Source organism: Actinoplanes sandaracinus, assembly GCF_030009775.1.
Taxonomy (GTDB): domain Bacteria; phylum Actinomycetota; class Actinomycetes; order Mycobacteriales; family Micromonosporaceae; genus Actinoplanes; species Actinoplanes sandaracinus.
In genome coordinates this window covers 1-17,836 of sequence record NZ_JASCTH010000052.1, presented here as the reverse complement: position 1 = coordinate 17,836, position 17,836 = coordinate 1, and the positions used below count along the sequence as shown (strand labels likewise).

The 17,836-nt window shown below is 67.5% G+C and carries 15 protein-coding genes and 1 pseudogene; 10 read left to right on the top strand and 6 right to left on the bottom strand.

The features are described from left to right. Positions 1-121 precede the first annotated feature (121 nt). A complete protein-coding gene (locus QLQ12_RS44775) occupies positions 122-358 on the top strand; it encodes a nicotinamide mononucleotide transporter (RefSeq protein WP_282767184.1) in 237 nt (78 codons plus the stop codon). Positions 359-707: 349 nt separating this feature from the next. On the opposite strand, the gene QLQ12_RS44770 is transcribed toward QLQ12_RS44775, so the two are convergent. Then, on the bottom strand, positions 708-1,568 hold the full coding sequence (locus QLQ12_RS44770; protein ID WP_282767183.1) for an alpha/beta fold hydrolase: 861 nt from the start codon (positions 1,566-1,568) through the stop codon (positions 708-710). Positions 1,569-1,656: 88 nt separating this feature from the next. On the opposite strand from QLQ12_RS44770, the gene QLQ12_RS44765 reads away from it, so the two are divergent. Next, positions 1,657-2,262, top strand: coding sequence for a TetR/AcrR family transcriptional regulator (locus QLQ12_RS44765; RefSeq protein WP_282767182.1), 606 nt, complete (start codon positions 1,657-1,659; stop codon positions 2,260-2,262). Positions 2,263-2,610: 348 nt separating this feature from the next. Here the strand turns inward: QLQ12_RS44765 and QLQ12_RS44760 are convergent, their stop codons facing one another. After that, the gene (locus QLQ12_RS44760; protein ID WP_282767181.1) at positions 2,611-3,333 is read right to left on the bottom strand and encodes an LPXTG cell wall anchor domain-containing protein; all 723 of its coding nucleotides are present in this window, start codon (positions 3,331-3,333) and stop codon (positions 2,611-2,613) included. A 257-nt stretch (positions 3,334-3,590) separates the two neighbouring features. Between QLQ12_RS44760 and QLQ12_RS44755 the strand changes: the two genes are divergently transcribed. From QLQ12_RS44755 to QLQ12_RS44735, 5 genes are all read left to right on the top strand, one after another. After that, positions 3,591-3,842 carry a hypothetical protein gene (locus QLQ12_RS44755; RefSeq protein WP_282767180.1) on the top strand — a complete coding sequence of 84 codons (252 nt, stop codon included), beginning with the start codon at positions 3,591-3,593 and terminating at the stop codon, positions 3,840-3,842. A 461-nt stretch (positions 3,843-4,303) separates the two neighbouring features. Further along, on the top strand, positions 4,304-4,750 hold the full coding sequence (locus QLQ12_RS44750) for a tyrosinase family oxidase copper chaperone (protein ID WP_282767179.1): 447 nt from the start codon (positions 4,304-4,306) through the stop codon (positions 4,748-4,750). Positions 4,751-4,803: 53 nt separating this feature from the next. Further along, positions 4,804-5,613 carry a tyrosinase family protein gene (locus tag QLQ12_RS44745; RefSeq protein WP_282767178.1) on the top strand — a complete coding sequence of 270 codons (810 nt, stop codon included), beginning with the start codon at positions 4,804-4,806 and terminating at the stop codon, positions 5,611-5,613. A 457-nt stretch (positions 5,614-6,070) separates the two neighbouring features. Further along, entirely contained in the window at positions 6,071-6,826 is a 756-nt protein-coding gene (locus QLQ12_RS44740) for a hypothetical protein (RefSeq protein WP_282767177.1), read from the top strand. Beyond that, positions 6,804-7,244, top strand: coding sequence for a PQQ-binding-like beta-propeller repeat protein (locus QLQ12_RS44735; RefSeq protein ID WP_282767176.1), 441 nt, complete (start codon positions 6,804-6,806; stop codon positions 7,242-7,244). The genes QLQ12_RS44740 and QLQ12_RS44735 overlap by 23 nt, the downstream gene beginning before the upstream one ends. Before the next feature lie 143 nt (positions 7,245-7,387). On the opposite strand, the gene QLQ12_RS44730 is transcribed toward QLQ12_RS44735, so the two are convergent. Together QLQ12_RS44730 and QLQ12_RS44725 are read right to left on the bottom strand one after the other, a co-directional pair. Further along, entirely contained in the window at positions 7,388-9,223 is a 1,836-nt protein-coding gene (locus QLQ12_RS44730) for a GGDEF domain-containing protein (RefSeq protein WP_282767175.1), read from the bottom strand. Positions 9,224-9,441: 218 nt separating this feature from the next. Beyond that, complete coding sequence (locus QLQ12_RS44725; RefSeq protein WP_282767174.1) at positions 9,442-10,173, bottom strand: hypothetical protein; 732 nt, start codon at positions 10,171-10,173, stop codon at positions 9,442-9,444. A gap of 440 nt (positions 10,174-10,613) precedes the next feature. On the opposite strand from QLQ12_RS44725, the gene QLQ12_RS44720 reads away from it, so the two are divergent. The 3 genes from QLQ12_RS44720 to QLQ12_RS44710 are packed head-to-tail and all read left to right on the top strand — an operon-like array spanning position 10,614 to position 16,316. Beyond that, on the top strand, positions 10,614-12,587 hold the full coding sequence (locus QLQ12_RS44720; RefSeq protein ID WP_282767173.1) for a hypothetical protein: 1,974 nt from the start codon (positions 10,614-10,616) through the stop codon (positions 12,585-12,587). Continuing rightward, positions 12,580-13,212: a hypothetical protein gene (locus tag QLQ12_RS44715; RefSeq protein ID WP_282767172.1), complete on the top strand. Its 633-nt coding sequence runs from the start codon at positions 12,580-12,582 to the stop codon at positions 13,210-13,212. The genes QLQ12_RS44720 and QLQ12_RS44715 overlap by 8 nt, the downstream gene beginning before the upstream one ends. Next, positions 13,212-16,316 (top strand): helicase HerA domain-containing protein, encoded by a 3,105-nt coding sequence (locus QLQ12_RS44710; RefSeq protein ID WP_282767171.1) that lies wholly within the window; start codon positions 13,212-13,214, stop codon positions 16,314-16,316. Before QLQ12_RS44715 ends, QLQ12_RS44710 begins: the two co-directional genes overlap by 1 nt. Positions 16,317-16,380: 64 nt before the next feature. On the opposite strand, the gene QLQ12_RS44705 is transcribed toward QLQ12_RS44710, so the two are convergent. Then, positions 16,381-17,076, bottom strand: a complete 696-nt coding sequence (locus tag QLQ12_RS44705; protein ID WP_282767170.1) for a DUF4253 domain-containing protein — start codon at positions 17,074-17,076, stop codon at positions 16,381-16,383. Between the two features lie 640 nt (positions 17,077-17,716). Continuing rightward, positions 17,717-17,836 (bottom strand): annotated as a pseudogene (locus tag QLQ12_RS44700) (IS30 family transposase); the annotation flags it as partial.

Below are 17,836 nucleotides of genomic sequence, written 5' to 3'. Positions count from 1 at the left end.
TCGCCTGGCCGGCGGGTATCGTCGGCAACGTCCTCCTTCTCACCGTTTTTCGGGTGAGGCGCTCGGCAACGAGCAGGGCACACCGCCCTACGCCTTCCGTACTATCGGCGCCGGCTTCCCGGTGCCCTGGTGGTACTGCCTCGCCGACTCATGGATCTTCGTGGGCTCGGTGCCGGCGACGTACGCGATGGCCCGTGGCTGGGCCGAGTTCTGGCCCTGCTGGATCGCCGTCGATCTGGTCGGCGTGCCCGAGCTGCTGCACTTCGGCTACTACCCGTTCGCCGTGCTGCTGAATGATCCGAACGCCGGCGCGTTGCCGCCTCAATTCGCCGGCTACCTTGCCCACCACTCCGCTTGAACGGTGGCCATCCCGCGAGCACCGGGGCCGCCGTGCGCCTGACGAGCGATGAACCACCCGGCCGGCGGTCTGTAGCGCGGATCGCGACTGGATGAGGACGCCGGCCCGGCATTGTGGATCATCGAGCTGCTGCTCGCCCTAGCGAAGGCAGGCGCTGAGCATCGTGGCTGATACGGCTTCCATCGATGGCGGAGCGCTGCGCGGAGCAGCACGGCGAACTGGTGTTCGTCGGCGATGGAGCGGGCCGAACGCGCGACTTGCGGCAGATCCGGATGTCTGGTCTCGCAGCGCCTGAGGCGACGCGCGTCAATGGCGACGCTCGGTCATGGAAGCACTGCCGTTATCGGGGTCAGCGGGGCATCCGGGCGATCACGTCGTCCCAGATTCCCTCGGGCCAGTCGTGGCCTACGCCGGGGTATTCCACGAACTGGGCGCTGGGGATCTGGGTGGCGAGGTCACGGCCCGCGCTCGGCTTGAGCATCGGATCGTCGGCGCCCGCGACCACCAGGGTCGGCGCGGTGATGCCGGACAGCGGCGGCAGTTTCACGGCCCGGCCGGCGGCGAGGTGCCGCTGGGTGGTGCGCGGATTGCGTGGCGCGCGGGTGTGGCTGAGCGTCGCTGCCTGTCGGACCCATTCCTCGGGAAACGGGTAGCCGGGCGAGGCCTGCGCCCGGTAGATCGCGATCAGGTTGTCGATCTCCTGTTCGGATGTGGTCGCCTTCGGTAGCTTGCGGAATTCGCGGAAGATGCCGAACTTGATGTAGCGCAGGGTCTGCAGCACTCCCGCGGTGGCCGGGCTGCTCATGCAGAGCGTGAGGCTGCGTACCCGTTTGGGGTGCAGCAAGGCCATGGCCTGCGCGATCGCCGACGTGCCGCCCAGTACGTGCGCGTCGGACCAGCCGAGTGCGTCCATCACCGCGAGCCCGTCGGCGGCCATGTCGGCGATCGTGTAGAGGGGGCGAGTGCGTCCGAGCAGCGCCCGCCACGGGCTGCCGTCCGGCGGCTGTGGGTAATGAGTGGACAGGCCGGTGTCTCGATTGTCGTAACGGGCCACGTGGTAGCCCGCCTCGACCAGGCGCTCGCAGAACGCGTCGGGCCACCAGACCATCTGGTAGTCCAGCCCCAGGACCAGCAGTAGCGGCTCACCGGCCGTGCCGAAGGTCTCGTAAGCGATCCTGACGTCCCCGTTCACGGCGTACTCGATGCCCATGCCTGCCTCCCAGTTTTTGTAATGCGATCGCATGATAACGGTTCGCGGGCGTTGATAGCAATGCGTTCGCATGAGATAGATTCGGTGAGTGCCGAAGCAGGTCGATCACGAACAGCGCCGCCGCCTCCTGACCGAAGCGGTCTTCGCCGTCATCAGTACGCAAGGGTTCGAGGCGGTGAGCCTGCGCGACGTCGCCGAGCAGGCCGGCGTCTCGATGGGCACGGTGCAGCACTATTTCCCGACCAAGCAGCAGATGCTGTCGTTCGCGCTGTCGCACATGCGCGAACGCGTACTGGCCCGGCTCCAGGCCGCCCTTGCCGCATTGCGTGAGCCCACCCGCCGTGATCTCATCCGTGCCGCCACCGCCGTGATGCTCCCGGTCGACCCGGCCGGCCGGGAGGAGGCATGCGTGAATATCGCGTTCTTCTCCGCCGCGACCGTCACGCCCGCGTATGCCGAGCAGCTACGCGACGGATACGGACGCATCCTCACGGTGTCGGTCGCCAACTTCCGCGAGGCGGCTCGACTGGGCGAACTGCGCGACGGCATTGACCCCGACGTGGAGGCACCCGTGCTCTACTTCCTCACCCAAGGCCTGGTCGGGCCGATTCTCGTCGGCCTGTACAGCCCCGACGACGCATTAGCTCTCATCGATGCCCAGCTTGACCGCGTGTTTCGACCGATCTCACCGTGAGCGGATCCGCCGGGGCGGCGTGCCAGACCTCGTGAATGTTCGACAGCAGCCCGAGGTCGACCACGTCGCGGTCGCAAGGCTGCTCGGCCTGCTCGCGCCAGGCGTAGTACGCCGACTCGCCGATGCCCAGGACCCGTAACAGGAGCGCGACCACGAAACGGTGTGACTGAACGTCATGACCGTCGCCGGGTCGGGTCGAGCTCCGCCGCGAAATACGCGGACGCGGCGGTATTTCTTCGGTGCCGCCACGGATGCTTCCTTCCCGTGGGAGTGCCCGCTCCGTCGTGCTGAACCGTGCGAGGGGGGGGACCGTAAGTGCCGATCCCACCCCCGCCGATCAACTCGGGATCAGGCGATGAACCGGCGCTTGCGGCGGGTCATCAGCAGCGCACCACCGCCGACCAGTCCGAGCCCGACCACCACGAGGCCGCTGACCGCGGCGCCGGTGAGCGGCAGTGACTCGTCCGAGCCGGTGGACGCGACCGGCGTCGTCGACACGGCCGGCGACGGCGACTCGACGCCACCGGTCGGGGTGGCCGAGGGCCCGGCCCCGGGGGTGCTCGCCGACGGCTTCCCGGAAGGCTTGGAGGGCTTGTCGGACGGCTTGTCGGACGGCGCGGGTGCTGGAGTCTTGGCCTTGCAGGTGTGGGTCAGAACGAACTTGTCGGTCTCCTCGGTCACTTTGGCGGTGGCGTCGAGCAGCGTCCAGCCAGCTGTGGTGATGACGTACGCCTTGCTGTGTCCCTGCAGGACGATGTCGTCGCCGTCGGCCGCACCCTCCTCGATGACCACGGTCTCGGTCGTGTCGCCGGCCTTGAACGTCGCGGTGATCGAGAGGAACCGGGAGTCCTTTTCGGGCAGGTTGAAGACCCAGACGTCCTTGCCCTCGTAGGGGCCGCCGCCGAACTTCTCGCCGCACTCCTGCTCGGCGCCGGCGGCGGTGGTCGGGACGTTGCCCGGGTTGATGCGGATGACGCATTCAGCCGCCAGCGCGGGGCCGGCGGCAAGCAGGGCGGCGGCGGAGGCGCCGATCATGGCGGCCGTGGTGCGGCCGATCCGTGCGATGTGCATGTGTGCTGCTCCGAAGTGTGTATCCAGGGGGAACGCCGCACCATCCTCGAAGATCAGGCAGACAGCTGTGATCCACCGAACGGCGGAGAAATCATTCGGGGACACCGATTTCTGGTGCTTCCATAATCAGCGGCCGAAATGGACGAACATTCCGAGCCGTCCGATAGTTTCCTTGACCGGCGGCACAGAAGGCCGAGTGAGATACAAGGAAGACAATCAGTACAGATGTCCCAGTCCTCGAGGACCGGCGATCCGGCTTGTCCAGTCGTTTCCGGCGCCGGGAACCGTCGGTCGCCACGCGGCTCGACGCGGCGCTGCGGACGATGGAGACCCTCGCTCCCGCCCGGTACGGGAGTTGGCTGAGCCGGCCGTTCCCGGCCGTCCAGGCCGAGCGGCTCGCCGCCGAGTTGGACCGGCCGGACTTGGTGATCCGTGCCGGGCTCGCGCGGGCCGACATGCTCCATCGACGGCGACATAGCGAGTGCAACCTGGCTATTCAACCTCGGTAACCGTTTTCGAGCATCCCAGTGGCCCTCGAAGAAGTCTGGCGTGAAGTGTGCGCCGAAGCCGCAACGTACGCGGGTGGGTGCGCCGAACGCAATGCATCGCGACGGCCGGCACGGCGAACCCGCGGCAGGTCCCTGGCGACTCGGGCCACTCGCCGGCTATGTCGAAGTGGTCACCACCCTCCGACGAATCGAGGCCGATGCCGCTGCACTGAATTCATCACCCAACACGCCGAATCATCGACGCAAAAATCCCAGCGCACCCGTTTCCGGTAATCCTTTCGGTGACTGGGCCGCACCACGTACCGCGCCGGGCGTACACAAGTAGGACTCGAGCCGCGAATCTGGTTTCATAGGCAGACGCGTCCGAATAGGCATAGTAAGGATGGTTCACACCGGTCCGCGCGAACCAGTGAAATGCGAGTTCCTGGACCGCACAGGTTGGTTCACAGAGAAGGATTTCCATGACTGACATGAGACGTCGCGACGTCCTGCGCTACAGCGCGGCCGGTGCCGTTACCGCCGCGACCACCCTGTTCGGTGTGCAGGCGCTGGCCAGCCCGAATTCCGCCCGAGAGCCGGAGAAGGCTGCCCCCAACGACCCACGCGACTTCGACGAGACCTACAAAGGCAAGAAGATCAAGGGCAAGCACAACATCGGGGGCAAGGACGAGCTGCATATCAACAACCAGAAGTTGGCACTCACCGTCATCAGCACCCTATTCGTACCGGAAGACGGATCGGAGCCGTACGTGGCGATGGCCTACATCAGCGCCATCAACCATTACGACCCCGTGGAAATCGACGACAGCAAGAACAAGGGTGGTCTCAAGAAGCTGGCTCAGAAGGTCATCGACATGCTAGGGGATCTAGAGCTCAGTAACGAGGCCGCGCAAGCACACTCGCACTGACGCGCGGCAACTTGCCGACGAAAATCGTTCCCCAACCGAAAGGCGACTGACCAATGGCCGTCGTACGCAAGAACATCGCCGCCATGACGAGCGCGGAGAAGACCGCCTTCATCAACGCTCTCTGGCAGCTCAAGACCGGCTCCGCCAACGGGCGCAACTACAACTGGTACATCGACCAGCACATCACCTATTTCGCGCGCACCAACGACAACATCAGCCACGCCCATCAGTCGCCGTCGTTCTTCCCATGGCACCGGGAGTATCTCCGGCTGCTGGAGCTGGACCTGCAGACGGTCAGCGGCAACCCGGCGGTCTTCATTCCCTATTGGGACTGGACCGGCTGGGCCTCGCCGTTCACCGCCGACTTCCTCGGCGCGATCACCAACGGCAGCGTCTCCAGCGGCAACTTCAGCCCCTCCTGGAGCTGGACGATGTATCGCAGCAGCATCGCCACCAACTTCCTGCAGCGCAGGGTCGGCCAGAACGCCAGCCGCCCCACCGCTGCCCAGGTGAACACCGTGCAGAGCTACACGGTGTACGACCAGTCGCCGTGGAACGCGTCCGTGTCGAACAGCTACCGCAACCGCAACGAGATCGAGCTGCACAACCGCGTGCACAACTACGTCGGCGGCCACATGGCCACCCGTGAGGCCCCGAACGACCCGGTGTTCTGGCTGCACCACTGCAACATCGACCGCCTGTGGTGGCAGTGGCAGAACAGCCGCGGCATCGACACCTACCAGCCGCGCACCGGATTCACCGCCGGCGTGATCGACAACAACGAGACCATGCACCCGTTCGGCGCCGGCCGCACCCCGTCGGCGGTACGCGACATCACCCCGCTCGGCTACAGCTACGCCTGACGACCACGGCCAGGCCGATGGGCGCTGCGGCGGCCGAGCCGTTACCCGCTTCGTAGAATTCGACGATCGCCTAACCGCCTGCCGGAGGCCGTGTGTTCGCCCGGTTCACCGCGAATCGGCCGCTTTGCGCCAGCGGCGAGGGTGTCTTCCGCCGATCCGAGGTCAGGTCCGGCCGGTGCGGGGGGCCTACCAGGTTGCCCACCGTAGATCGAAGCCGAGGACCTCGGGACCGGCCATGATGGGGGGTCGCCGCCTGTTGCGGCCAAGGCTTGTTCAAAGGTCTTGTCCCGGAGGTGACCCTGGGGTGGCGTGCTGGCGTGTGTGAGCAGAAGGCCGATGGATATCTCGTGGAGGAGGCTCTCGGCTAGTACTACAGCAGGATCCGCTTCAAATCTCGGCGCCCTGCGGTGGCCTCGAGCCGGAATCAAGGGTGGTGGCATCGGGCACAATCCGCTGAGTGATCATTGATCTCGACGTGGCCGCGCCGCCTCGCCCGGCGGCTCAGCCTCCTGCCCGGTGGCGAAGAGTGGCGCTGGTGGTGGCTACGCTCTCCGTCTTGCTGCTGGGCTCGTCCGGTGCGCCTGCCGGGCCGCTACCGGTGGCGGCGGTCCTCGATCATCCAGGTGCGTCGCTGATGGCGCTGGCCCTGACCGACGACATGATTTACACCAGCGAACAGAAGGCCGACAACGGCGGCCGGCTGGAAGTGATGGCGCGCGCTTTCCCGGGCAACGATGTGGTTTGGAGCCGGCGGTTCGAGGCTGACGATGGCGGCTTTCCCCCCTCCATGCAAAAGCTCGGCGCGTATCTGGCGGTGGCATCGCGCGGTGCGGCGACGACTCTGCTGGACGCCGGCTCGGGACAGGTGGTGTGGGAGTCGGGCGGCTCGGGAAGCACCTATCTGACCGAGGATCGGATCGTGCTGTGGGAGAAGGGGCAGGTGGGACTGTTCGATCCTGGTGCCATGCGGGCCGAGTGGTGGCAACCTCTCCGCACGCCGGTGGTGGACGCGGTCATCGCCGGTCGGTACCTGGTGGTGAGCGCCGACAACGGCGACACCGTCGCCTTCCTGCGTACGACCGGCGAGGTCGTCGCCAGCGTGCGGGGTGTCGCCACTGAACAGTACGGGGAGTCACGGTGGAGTCGGCCGATCGACGCGGGGCGACTCGTACCGGTTCACCGAGTCGACCGTGACGGCGTTACACCTTCCTGATCTTGGAGTGCTGTGGACGGCGCCGGTTTCCGGGCCGTCCGACATCACCGCGTGCGGCGCGAACCTTTGTGTGACGGGGACTGACGGCGTGACCGCCTTCCACCGTGACAGCGGATCGATCATCTGGTCCGCCTCAGAGTTGGAGTCTTTGCAGGAAGGCCTGGTCGTCAGGAAGAACCGTCAAACTGTTCTCCTCGACCCAGACACCGGTTGGGTGCAGTCCGAATTGGGGCGTGCTCTGCCAGCCGGTGGCCTGATCGTGCGGGTGAGCCGGGACGGTGTCTTGGTGTTCGACCGATCGACTGGCGAGCTTCAAGGAAGGCTTTCCGTCGTCGATCCGCTGTGGTGTGCCCGGGAAGCGCGGTACCTGACCTGCCAAACCAACGAGGGCACACTCATGATCTGGCGATTGACGTAGCAGCCCCGCTACCCGGTGTAGGCCGGGAGATCGTCTTCGGCGACGGACCGCTCGAGTTCAGCCCCGCGGCGGATCCGGGTGTGGCGAGGCGACGCCCCGTCTCGAGGCGCGCCAATGGCCATGACTTCGATACGCGCCGCAGGTTATCCGACCATCGTCGCCGCGAGCAGCGGAGCCGCTGTGCTTTCCGGCGTGCCGACCACCCCGGCCGCCTCCAGCGCGAGGAACTCGTCGACCGCGCACGGGTGGAGCTGCACCCCGCGGCAGCGCTGCAGCTCCGCTCGGGCCTGCTCCGCGGACAAGACCGGGTACCCGGGGCGACCGATGCGCATGAGCGCCCACGCGGCGCAGACGCCGGCCACCATGGTGGCCGGCACGTCTGGGCCGTCCGCGCGGCAGCGCAGAGCCTCGCCCACCATCACGGTCCAACGCTGGATCTGCCGGTCGATGTCGGCCGAGTCGCTGCCGGTCGGCGCGTACGCAGCCGCCCGCTCCGGATCGCTCATGACAACCCGGTTGCGCCCGCCGCGCTTGGCCGCGTACAACGCGTCGTCAGCCGCGACGAGCAGTTGCTCGGTGGAAGCCTCGCCGGGCAGCGCGGCGGCGCCGACCGAGACGGTCACCGCGATGGCCGTGTGGCCGTCGACGAGCACCGGAGCCCCGGCGATCCGCTTTCGCAGGCGCTCCGCCAGCGCGGCCAGTCCGTCGGGGGCCTCGCCGGTCACCAGCACCGCGAACTCCTCGCCGCCGAACCGGGCGACCACGTCGGTACCACGGCAGGCCTCCCGCAGCCGGTGCGCCACCTCCTTCAGGACCTGGTCGCCGGCCGGGTGCCCGTACGTGTCGTTGATGCGCTTGAAGTGGTCCACGTCCACCAGCAGCATCGCTAACAGGTCCCCGTGCCGGGCCGCCCGCCCGCTCTCCACGCGCAGCGCCTCGGAGAGGAATCGGCGGGTGTAGACGCCGGTGAGGGCGTCGGTCATGGCGATCCGGCGCTGCGCGGAGACAAGGCCGGCCATGCGGGTGAGCACCAGCAGGAACAGCACTGCCGAGGCGGTCACCACGACGAGGTCCGAGGTCGCCACCTGGCGCAGGTTCTGCACGATCAGCACCACCGGAGCCACCAGGGTGGCAACCGCCAACAGCACCACGCGATACAGCGTCGCGCCCGACCGGTCCTCCACCGGGTCCGCGACCTGCCGCATCGACCGGTGCAACGCGGCCGCGCCGAGCGCGAGGTAGCTGGTGAGGTACACCGCGTCGGACCAGCCGCCGGTCTCGTACACCCCGTGCAGCGTCAGCAGGCCGTACGCGGTGTCGGCGAACAGCGTCAAGGCGAGGAACGTCAGCAACAGCAGATACGACCTCTGCCGGGCGCCGCCTCCGAGCAGCATCCGGATCGCCACGGTGAGCACGCACAGGTCCATGACCGGATAGATGGTTGCAGCCACGCGGTCCAGCGCGGAGAAGCCCGGCGCGGCGACCGCGGGATGGATGAGGAACACCCACCACAGCACTGCGGCGGCCACCGCGAGGATCGCGGTGTCGATCAGCGCGGCGGTGTTGCGCTGAGGCGAGCGCCGCCGGCCCAGCAGCACCAGCGCGGCGGCGACGAACACGTACTGCGAGAGGTACAGGACGTTGGCCAGCACGGGATAGTTGGTGCTGCCCCCGGCGGTGGCCACGAAGTACGCGACGTCGCCGCCGACATACATCACCTGGCCTCCCGCCAGCAGCCACCAGACGGTCCTGGCCGCCGGCCGGTGCAGCCGGATGCCCACCGCCATGGCGACCGCTGTGCCGCCGCTCACCAGGCAGTAGAACACCGCCTCGGCCACCGGGTGTGACGGGGGAACGAGGAAGTGGCAAGCGGCCAGCATCACCGCCACCGCACCCCACACGACCCAGGCCAGCGACCGCAGCGTACGCGGAGCTGCCAGTGCCGTGGCGGGCTGCGGCCCGCTGCTCGAAGATGTCACCGCGCCATCCCACCAGCCGCGCGTTGTCCATCGGGTCCCGGGCGGTTGCCGGACGGTTGCTTCGCCGACGCCGCGGGGCTGCCGCCGAGGCCGGACCGGCGGCCGCGGTAGCCGGAAGGATTCACGTGTGCCTTCGTGGCACTGCTACCGGCTGGTGCCCCAGACCCGTATGGCGCCGTCCTCACCGCAGCTTGCCCGACACCCCGATCCGATCACGATCAGCATCCTGCGCCCGACCGTGCAGCCGGGTGGCACCGTGGTGAGCAACGGCGCCACAGTCGCGACCCTCGCCCAGTGGATGCGCTCGCCTCCCCGGCGAAGCAAAGCGCGGCTTCTTCCCGGCCGGAATCCGCGCGCCTGCCCCAGCGCATGCCGGAATTCCGTCCGTGCAGCTCACGCGGCATGGCCGCGTCCGTGGAGAGCCTGCTGCTCCACGGGAAGGCTGACAGGATGAACGGCACAGCCGGATCCGCCTTCGGCGGCAGGCGGATGCACACCTTGAACTGGCTGACTTCACGGTACCGGGCCCGTTCTGGCCCTCTACCCAGCACGCCGGTGCTGTCATAGCCCTGGCCGACCAGGCGGCCGGCGTCCGCGAGGCCGACGTGGCAATGCCTCCTTGCCAGGTCGATGCGAATCACCGTCCAGCGCCGACGGACGTACGTGTTCACCGCGTAGTTGAGGGTCGGCAGATCCGTCCACTGATAAGAACGGCTCACCCTGCCCCTCCATGGCGGATCGCCGTAGATCCGACCCTCGATGGTCTTCGCGCCGGCCGTGCGCCGCAGCGGGATGTCGGGCCCGTGCCGGTCGAGCGTGTGCGCTCCTCGGCCGCAGTGTTCGAGGTCATTGCGGATCAGATCGAATTCCGGCGCTTCGTCACCTAGCTCATCGTACCGGAGAATTTCCCAGGAATCGGTCATTACATCGACAGGCAACTTTTCGAACATCAGGGGCTCCAATCATCCGAATGATCGCCACCGAGCGGTTGATAGCGATCAAGAAGCAACGATGATCCGGAGCGCAGACCGGATTCACCGTCCGATAGAAGCCAATTGACCAGCGAATATGTGCAGGGTCGAGCCAATGGGACGGTCCGGGAAGAAACAGGACCGCATCACTTGATCAAGCGAATTAGTCTCCAGGCCATAGCGCGGGCGCGCGTGAATTCGTAGGCTGTCCCGGAACGTCCAGCGTCGGCTGCGGGAGGTAGATAACACTGACCAGCGCGCCGACATTCGATCTTTCCAAAATTGGATCATGGCAAGAGTTCGCGAAATTCCTGACTCTGAAGAAAGACCGCTCGGGTCTTACCTTCAGTGATTTCGAACGGCAGACCCGGCACGCGTCCCGGGACCGGCGCGCGCTGAGCAGATCCACACTGAGCGCGGTGTTGCAAGGCCAGCGCACGCCACAGAAGCCAGTGCTGGAAAGCTTCCTCGACGCCTTGAATGCGCCACCCACCGAGCGTGCCGAGATCATGAAGACCTGGGAACGGCTCACCGACGAGTCACGTGAGTGGCAGGCCGGCCTGGTCCGGGTCACCGAGGTGTCGCCACGCGAACTCGGCGTCAACGCCACCATCAGGCCGTTGCCGGGCTATGTTCCCCGCCTCTTCGACCCCGATCTCCGTCAACGGATCGAAGACGGCACCCGGCGGGGCTGTTTCATCGTCCTGATCGGCGGCTCATCGACGGGAAAAACGCGCTCACTGTACGAAGCCGTCCGCGCCGAAGCCGGGCAGTGGTGGCTCGCACAGCCGGCCGACACCCGCGACATCTACCGCCTCCTCGACGAGCCGGACCGCCCCGCCGTCGTCTGGCTCGACGAGATCGCCCGCTTCTTCGACCAGACACCCGCGCTCACCAAGCCGCAGGTAGCGCGCATGGTCCGAGCCGGCCACATCGTCGTGGGCACGCTGTGGTTCGAGGACTACTCGGCCCGCATGGATTCGCGTGTCACCGGCGCGGTAGAACGGGAGTTGCTCCTCTTCGCGGAGAAGATCGACGTCCCACGTTATTTCCGGCCCGAGGAGCAGCTGAGCGCACGCCGGCTCGCCGCGACCGACAGCGCCATCCGGGCCGCGCTTGACGCACCCGACGACGGCCTGACTCAGGTGCTCGCCGCCGGTCCCGAGCTGATGCGCCGGTGGGAACATGCGCCGCCGTACGCCCGGGCCGCGATCACGGCGGCAGCGGATGCGCGCCGACTCGGCATTCTCTCGCCCTTGCCGTCGGATCTGCTTCTCGAAGCCATGTCCGGATACCTGAGCAGGCCGGAACAGGCCGCCTCCCAGCAGAAATGGCTGATGGAGGTGACGTCGTACGCCGCACAACCGATCAACGAAACCTCGCTGGCCGCGCTGCCTCGGGAAGCCGGCGAGCGACCGGGAACACCTCCTGGATACCGGGCCGCCGACTTTCTGGCGCAGCAACTGCGCGCGCAACACCGGGCGCAGTGTCCGCCGGAGAGCCTCTGGACAGCGCTGATCGACCGCCTCGACAGCAGGGACGAGATCCGCCGCCTCAGCGACGCGGCCGCGGCACGGATGCGGTATCGCCTCCAAGCGAGGGCACTGCGCAGGCTGATGACCCTCGGTGATGGCGGCGCCTGCATCGAGCTGGCCTTGCTGCTGGTCCGTCGCGACGACCTTGAGGCGGCCGAGTCGGTGCTGGTCGAAGGCGTGCGTGGACAGCGAGACACCCGAACGGCGACGGCCCTGGTCGAAGTGATGACCCTGCGCGAGCGGGCGGAACCGTTACGCACGACCGATCGGACCGCCGCGAACGCCCGGCGACTTCTGTGGGATCTGCTCTACGACCGCGGCGAGAGCCTCGACCTGCGTACGAAGGACGGCCGGGGCGATCTCACCGCCGGCGATGATCTCGCCACCTTGCTCGCCGAGCGCGGTGAGCTGACGGAGTTGCGGGAGCGAGCGAATGCCGGGCACCGCCTTGCCGCGGACCTGCTGGCGGAGATGCTGGCAACTCTTCGGCGTTCCACTGAGCTGGCTGCCCGCGCGAAGGAGGGCGATCAGGCGGCAGCAACCTGGCTCGACCAGCAAACCGACGCGGAGACCGCAGAACCGGCGGCCGAGATCGCGAGGTTGCGGGCCGACCTGGCCGCCGGCGCAGCGTCCGCCGCCGACCGGCTGACCTCGCTGCTGTTCGAACTGGGCGACGAAGCGGCGCTGCGTGCCGAGGTGGATGCCGGAACGCCGCACGCCGTGGACCGCCTGCTAGCCCTGCTCATGGCCGGCTGCGGTGACGACGCGACGGCCGCCGAAGAAGTCCGGCGGCTACGCGCCTTCGGCATGCACTGCGACGGAACCCCGGCTCTGACAGAAGGAAACGACCATGGCTGACGACGACATGACAGCTTCGGAAGGCGCGATTCTCCTGGTGCTCATGGTTGAGGCCAGGGAGGTGCTCAACACCGAACTGACCGAGAAGTACGGGTTGAACGTCCGCAAGGCGCAGCGCGAGAACCTCATGGATCTGAAGTTCATCGCCAGCCGGAGAAGTGGAAGCACAAACACTCTGCTCCTGACCGACGAGGGCTGGCGCAGAGTACGCAAAGACCTGGACTTCAAGCTGCGGGGCGCGGGCGCGCTCGGCAGTGCGCTGACGGCGCTGCACGCCGCGCTTCGCGGTCGCATCCTTACTCGGGCCGGCTGTGCGAACCTCGGGGAACTCTTCGCGGCGGCCGACCTCCGCGCCCCGGCCCAGCAGGAACTTCGTCTGCGAATTATCAGCGCGTACGACGCCCTCGCCGACGAGCCGAAGGCATGGGTGAGCCTGCGACGGTTGCGGCCGTTCTTCGCCGACGTGTCCCGCGAGGACCTCGACGACGCCCTGCGCCGGCTCGTCAACGAGGAAGGCGTCGATGTCACGCCCGAGCCGAGCCGCAGGCTGCTGACCGAAGCGGACATCGAAGCCGCCCTGCGCGTCGGCGGGCAGGACAACCATCTGCTGGCGATCGGGGTGTGATGGAGGACGCGGAACGCAAGGCGCTCGCCTCGCTGCGCTTCGACTGGGCGCCGGTACCCGACGACCTGTGGAGGCCTCAGCCCTTTCACGTCGAAGGCCTGCACGTTCCCGTCCTGCGGGAGGTCGCGGCCGGTATAGGCGAAGCGGCGTCGAGTCCTGCCGGCAGCCCGATCGGCCTGGTGATGCAGGGACAGGGTGGATCCGGCAAGACCCACCTGCTCGGCTCGGTGCGACAGCAGGTGCACGAGAAGGGCGGCTACTTCTTCCTGGTGAGCATGCTCGACGCGGAGACGTTCTGGGACAGCGTGCTGGCCGCCATCCTGGACGGCCTCTCCCGGCCGGTGCCCGGCAGCCGCCAGACCCAGCTGGGTCTGCTGCTGCGCAGGCTGTCGGCGATGATCGCCATTCCGCGCACGGCACGACGGGCGGTCATGGGCGAGTCCGAACTGACCCGCGCCGCACTCGACGACTTCATCAGGGGACTCACCCAGTACGACCGTCAGGTCGCCCGCAGCAGTCAAGTGACCGCGCGGGCGCTGGCCCTGAGCGCCTCAACTGACATCGGCCACCAGTACATCGCCGAAACGTACTTCCTCTCCGGCGAGGAGACCGAACCGGGCGAACGCGATGCGTGGGGACTGCGCCGAGCAGCACGACCGGCACGGCTGATCGTGCAGGAGATCTCCCGCTTGCTAGCGCTGACCGGGCCCTCGGTCATCGCCATCGACCAGATCGACACTCTGGTCGCACTGTTCGACTTCGAGGCCGACCCAACTGGCAAGACTACACACCTGCGGCCGGAGGACGCCCGGACGCTGGCGCAGTTGGCCGACGGGCTCATGTCTCTTCGCGAGCAGACCCGCCGCACCCTTACCGTGATCGCCTGCCTGCCCGGCACATGGAAGATTCTCACCCGCGTCGCCGTCGCCACGGTGCCCGACCGGTTCCGTCAGACCACCCAGCTCTACCGGATCAAGGACAAGGCGCTCACCGAGAAGATCATCGAAAAGCGGTTTCGCACCCGGTTCGCCGAGATCGGATTCGATCCACCGTTCGGCACGTGGCCCATTCTGCCGGAGGCGTTCGCCAATGCCGGACCGTTCACCCCACGCGAGCTGCTGATCAGAATCGATGAACACATCCGTGCCTGCATCACCGACGACCGCGTCGAACTGCTCGCCACCATCGGCGACCCGGCACCGACCGGGCCACGGTCGCGGCCGCCGGCACCGATTCCGGTCGCAGTCTCCGCTGATGAGATAGCGCGGTTCGACGAATGGTTCGCCGAGCTCAAGCTGGCCGCGGACGACCTCACCCCCCTCGAAGGCCGCGCGGAGGACAGATTGATGCCGGCTCTGCTTGTCGCTGGGCTGACGGCATGGGTCCTGGAACGCGGGGAGGCCGGCGGAGGGTTCAGGGTGGACCCACCTCCCGGCGCCCATCCGGCTCTGCACGCGCGACTCCGGTTGACTCTCAACGACGAAACTGATGACCAGGTCCACTGGTGCTTCCGTGCGGTGAGCGACGAGCACCATTTCAACGGCGCGCTCTCCCGCCTGAAGAAGGCGCGGATCGCCGCGGCAGCCGAGACCACGACGGGCAAACGCAACCTCTACATGCTCCGGAACGCGAAATGGTCACAAGGCGAGACGACACGCACGGAACTCACCAAGGTGAGGGCAACCCTTCCGCTGGACGCCGAGGACCTGAGCATCCTGTCCGCTCTCCAGGTCATGCTCGACGAGGCCCCGATGGAACTACGCGGCTGGCTGATGCAGCGGAAGCCGACCCGCGACCTCAAGTTCCTCGAGGACGCGCTGGCCGACGCCGGCGAATGGGTGCCGGGACTGCGCGCCGCGCACGACGACGTTCCACACTTCTCGGTCGGCTACGACGACGGCAGCAACGACACGCCGGTCACCATCCCCCTTGAGGCGCTACGCAAGCATGCCATCATCTTCGCCGGGTCGGGTTCCGGCAAGACTGTCCTCATCAGGCGCATCGTGGAGGAGTGCGCCCTGCACGGCGTGTCCGCGATCGTGCTGGACCCCAACAACGACCTGGCCCGGCTCGGCGACGGATGGCCCGAGCCGCCACAGGCCTGGCGAACGGGCGACCAGGAGAAGGCCGCCGACTACCTCGCGCACACCGACGTCGTCGTCTGGACGCCACGGCGTTCGTCCGGCCGGCCGCTGAGTCTCCAGCCGTTGCCGGACTTCCCGAGCGTCCTCGATGATGAAGACGAGTTCCACGAGGCGGTGGAGGCGGCCGTCGCGGCGCTCATACCACGAGCCCTGGTCACGGGGCGGGCCGCCAAAGCACACGCCGGACGTGCCGTGCTGCGCAGGGCCGTCGAACTCTACGGCCGGCAGGGCGGCACCCGCCTGCAAGGTCTCATCGACACCCTGGCCGCACTGCCTGACGGAACGATCGACATCGACGGCGCCGACAAGATCGCTGTCGGCCTGGCGCAGACCCTGACCGCCGAGATGGTGAACGACCCACTCTTCGGCGGCGACGGCACCCCGCTGGACGCCGGGGTGCTGCTGACCCCGCCCACCGGCAAACGTGCCCGGATCTCGGTGATCAGCATGGTGGGCCTGCCATCGGATGCCGTACGCCAGACCTTCGTCAACCAACTCCAGATGGCACTGTTCTCCTGGATCAAGCAGCATCCAGCCGGCGACCGGCCGCTGCTCGGCCTCCTCGTCATGGACGAGGCGCAAACCCTGGCGCCGGCTAGCCCGATGACCGCCTGCACGCAGAGCACCCTGATGCTGGCCGCGCAGGCCCGCAAGTACGGCCTCGGGCTGATCTTCGCGACGCAGGCTCCTAAAAGCCTGCACAACCGCATACCAGGCAACTCTGCAACGCAGCTGTACGGTCTGCTGAACAGCCCCATCCAGATCGAGGCGGTCCGCGAGATGGCGAAAGCCAAGGGCGGCGACGTGCCCGACATCTCCCGACTTGGCGTCGGCGAGTTCTACCTCGCCACCCAAGGCACAGCACCGCGCAAGATCAGAACGCCGCTCTCGCTGACCCATCACCCCCGCAGTCCGCTCACGACCGAGGAGGTCCTCATCCGGGCTCGCAACGACCAATAGCTGAGGGTCTACGAAGACCCGACCATGCAATGGCAGGGCTCGGCCATTCGCTGCCGCGCCTGGCTCACGGGCGGTTGTACAGGGTCCAGTGATCCAGCTGCATGAGCGCACGCGCATAGGCGCGTATTGATGTACCTGCCGTCAACCCCGCGATGGCCACGTGTTCGGCCGCAAGCCGCTCGGCGTCGGCCAGCTCGGTGGGCGGGCGCGATACCGTGAACCCGCAGGCGAGGCCGATGACGGTGGGAACCGCCCCGTATCGCTCCCACCACTGATGGGCCGCGCCCGTCATCAGCTCAGATTCCACCCCCATCAAGGAGGCGTACGCGTCCAGGTACGCGAACGCCGCCCACGGCTCCGGCCGAGGGACGATGACCAGTACTTCGGGCTCGCCGAACGACGCCACGTCGTACCCGGCGAGGTCGTAGCCCTCATCGCCGGTGCCGAGGATCTCCGGGTCCCGATTGCGCGCACCAGGCATCGGTGACCCCGGTTGCCGCGTCAGATAGGCCTCGACGTCGAAGGTCGCCGCTTGGGCAATCAGCTGGCCGGGAGTGATGGCGTGGTGGAAATCGGAGTCTGTGACCAGAAACGACGGCAGGGCGAGGACCGGGTAGTGGTCCGTCAGACCGGCGCGCGCGGAGCGCCACATCTGCTGAGCGTCTCCGGCGACGTCCACCACGATCACCGTCTCGTCGTGGACGCTGTACTGCTTGGCGCTGTGTGACTCGAGGCCGGCAGCCCGCAAGATCTGTTGCATCCGTGGATGCTACGGCTCGCCGCGAGCTCGTCCGGGGCGGCGGGGTAGACCGCGGCGACGGACCGGCGGCAACGCCACGGTGAAGCACCTCACGACAGACATCAAGCGATCTCCGCGACGCCTCGCCGCATCGATAGCGCTCCTGGCGGTCGCCATGGTCGGTCCCGCCGGACTCGCGGTCGGGCTGGACGCGGAGGCGGAGGGTGTCGGCCAGGCGGTACCGGGCGTGCGATTCCCGTGCGCGCAGGCCGGTCGAGGCGCACACTGCCAAGCATCTCCGGGAACACGCGGCTGACTCGTCGGTCAGGAAGGCCGCGTCGCCGGTCGTCGCGGTCGACATGTTGATCTGGATAGTGGCCTCCGCGTTCTCCGCGGTGATCCGCCGGTCGGCGAGACGCGGCGCGAAGTGTTCGGTGCGCGCGGCGTGCGTGAGCGATTGGGCGAGCCTGATGCGCCGGGTCCGTGCCAGCAACTCCGCATCCGTCTGGGTGCGCAGATACAGGTCGTTGAAGAGCCGCCACCCGTCACCGACCGCCGTCGCCATGCGCAGGTCGGCGTTGTGCCACCACTCGTGGCTGGTCATTGTGCCTCCGTCATCGCAGGCTTGATCGCATGCGTCTCGGTAGTGCGCTGCCCGTATTCAACCGGTCGTCGCAACAACGCTGCTTTGTACTGACAGTAGCTGCTCGTTCATGGCCTCGGCGGGGGTTTGCCAGCCGAGTGTCTTACGTGGTCGGTTGTTGAGTGTTGCGGCGACAGC

Excerpts from the sequence above, each read along its gene's own strand:
- QLQ12_RS44760 (WP_282767181.1), bottom strand. The coding sequence starts at position 3,333 with ATGCACATCGCACGGATCGGCCGCACCACGGCCGCCATGATCGGCGCC.
- QLQ12_RS44715 (WP_282767172.1), top strand. The coding sequence starts at position 12,580 with ATGGCTGACGACGACATGACAGCTTCGGAAGGCGCGATTCTCCTGGTG.
- QLQ12_RS44745 (WP_282767178.1), top strand. The coding sequence starts at position 4,804 with ATGGCCGTCGTACGCAAGAACATCGCCGCCATGACGAGCGCGGAGAAG.
- QLQ12_RS44770 (WP_282767183.1), bottom strand. The coding sequence starts at position 1,568 with ATGGGCATCGAGTACGCCGTGAACGGGGACGTCAGGATCGCTTACGAG.
- QLQ12_RS44725 (WP_282767174.1), bottom strand. The coding sequence starts at position 10,173 with ATGTTCGAAAAGTTGCCTGTCGATGTAATGACCGATTCCTGGGAAATT.
- QLQ12_RS44705 (WP_282767170.1), bottom strand. The coding sequence starts at position 17,076 with ATGCAACAGATCTTGCGGGCTGCCGGCCTCGAGTCACACAGCGCCAAG.
- QLQ12_RS44750 (WP_282767179.1), top strand. The coding sequence starts at position 4,304 with ATGACTGACATGAGACGTCGCGACGTCCTGCGCTACAGCGCGGCCGGT.
- QLQ12_RS44710 (WP_282767171.1), top strand. The coding sequence starts at position 13,212 with ATGGAGGACGCGGAACGCAAGGCGCTCGCCTCGCTGCGCTTCGACTGG.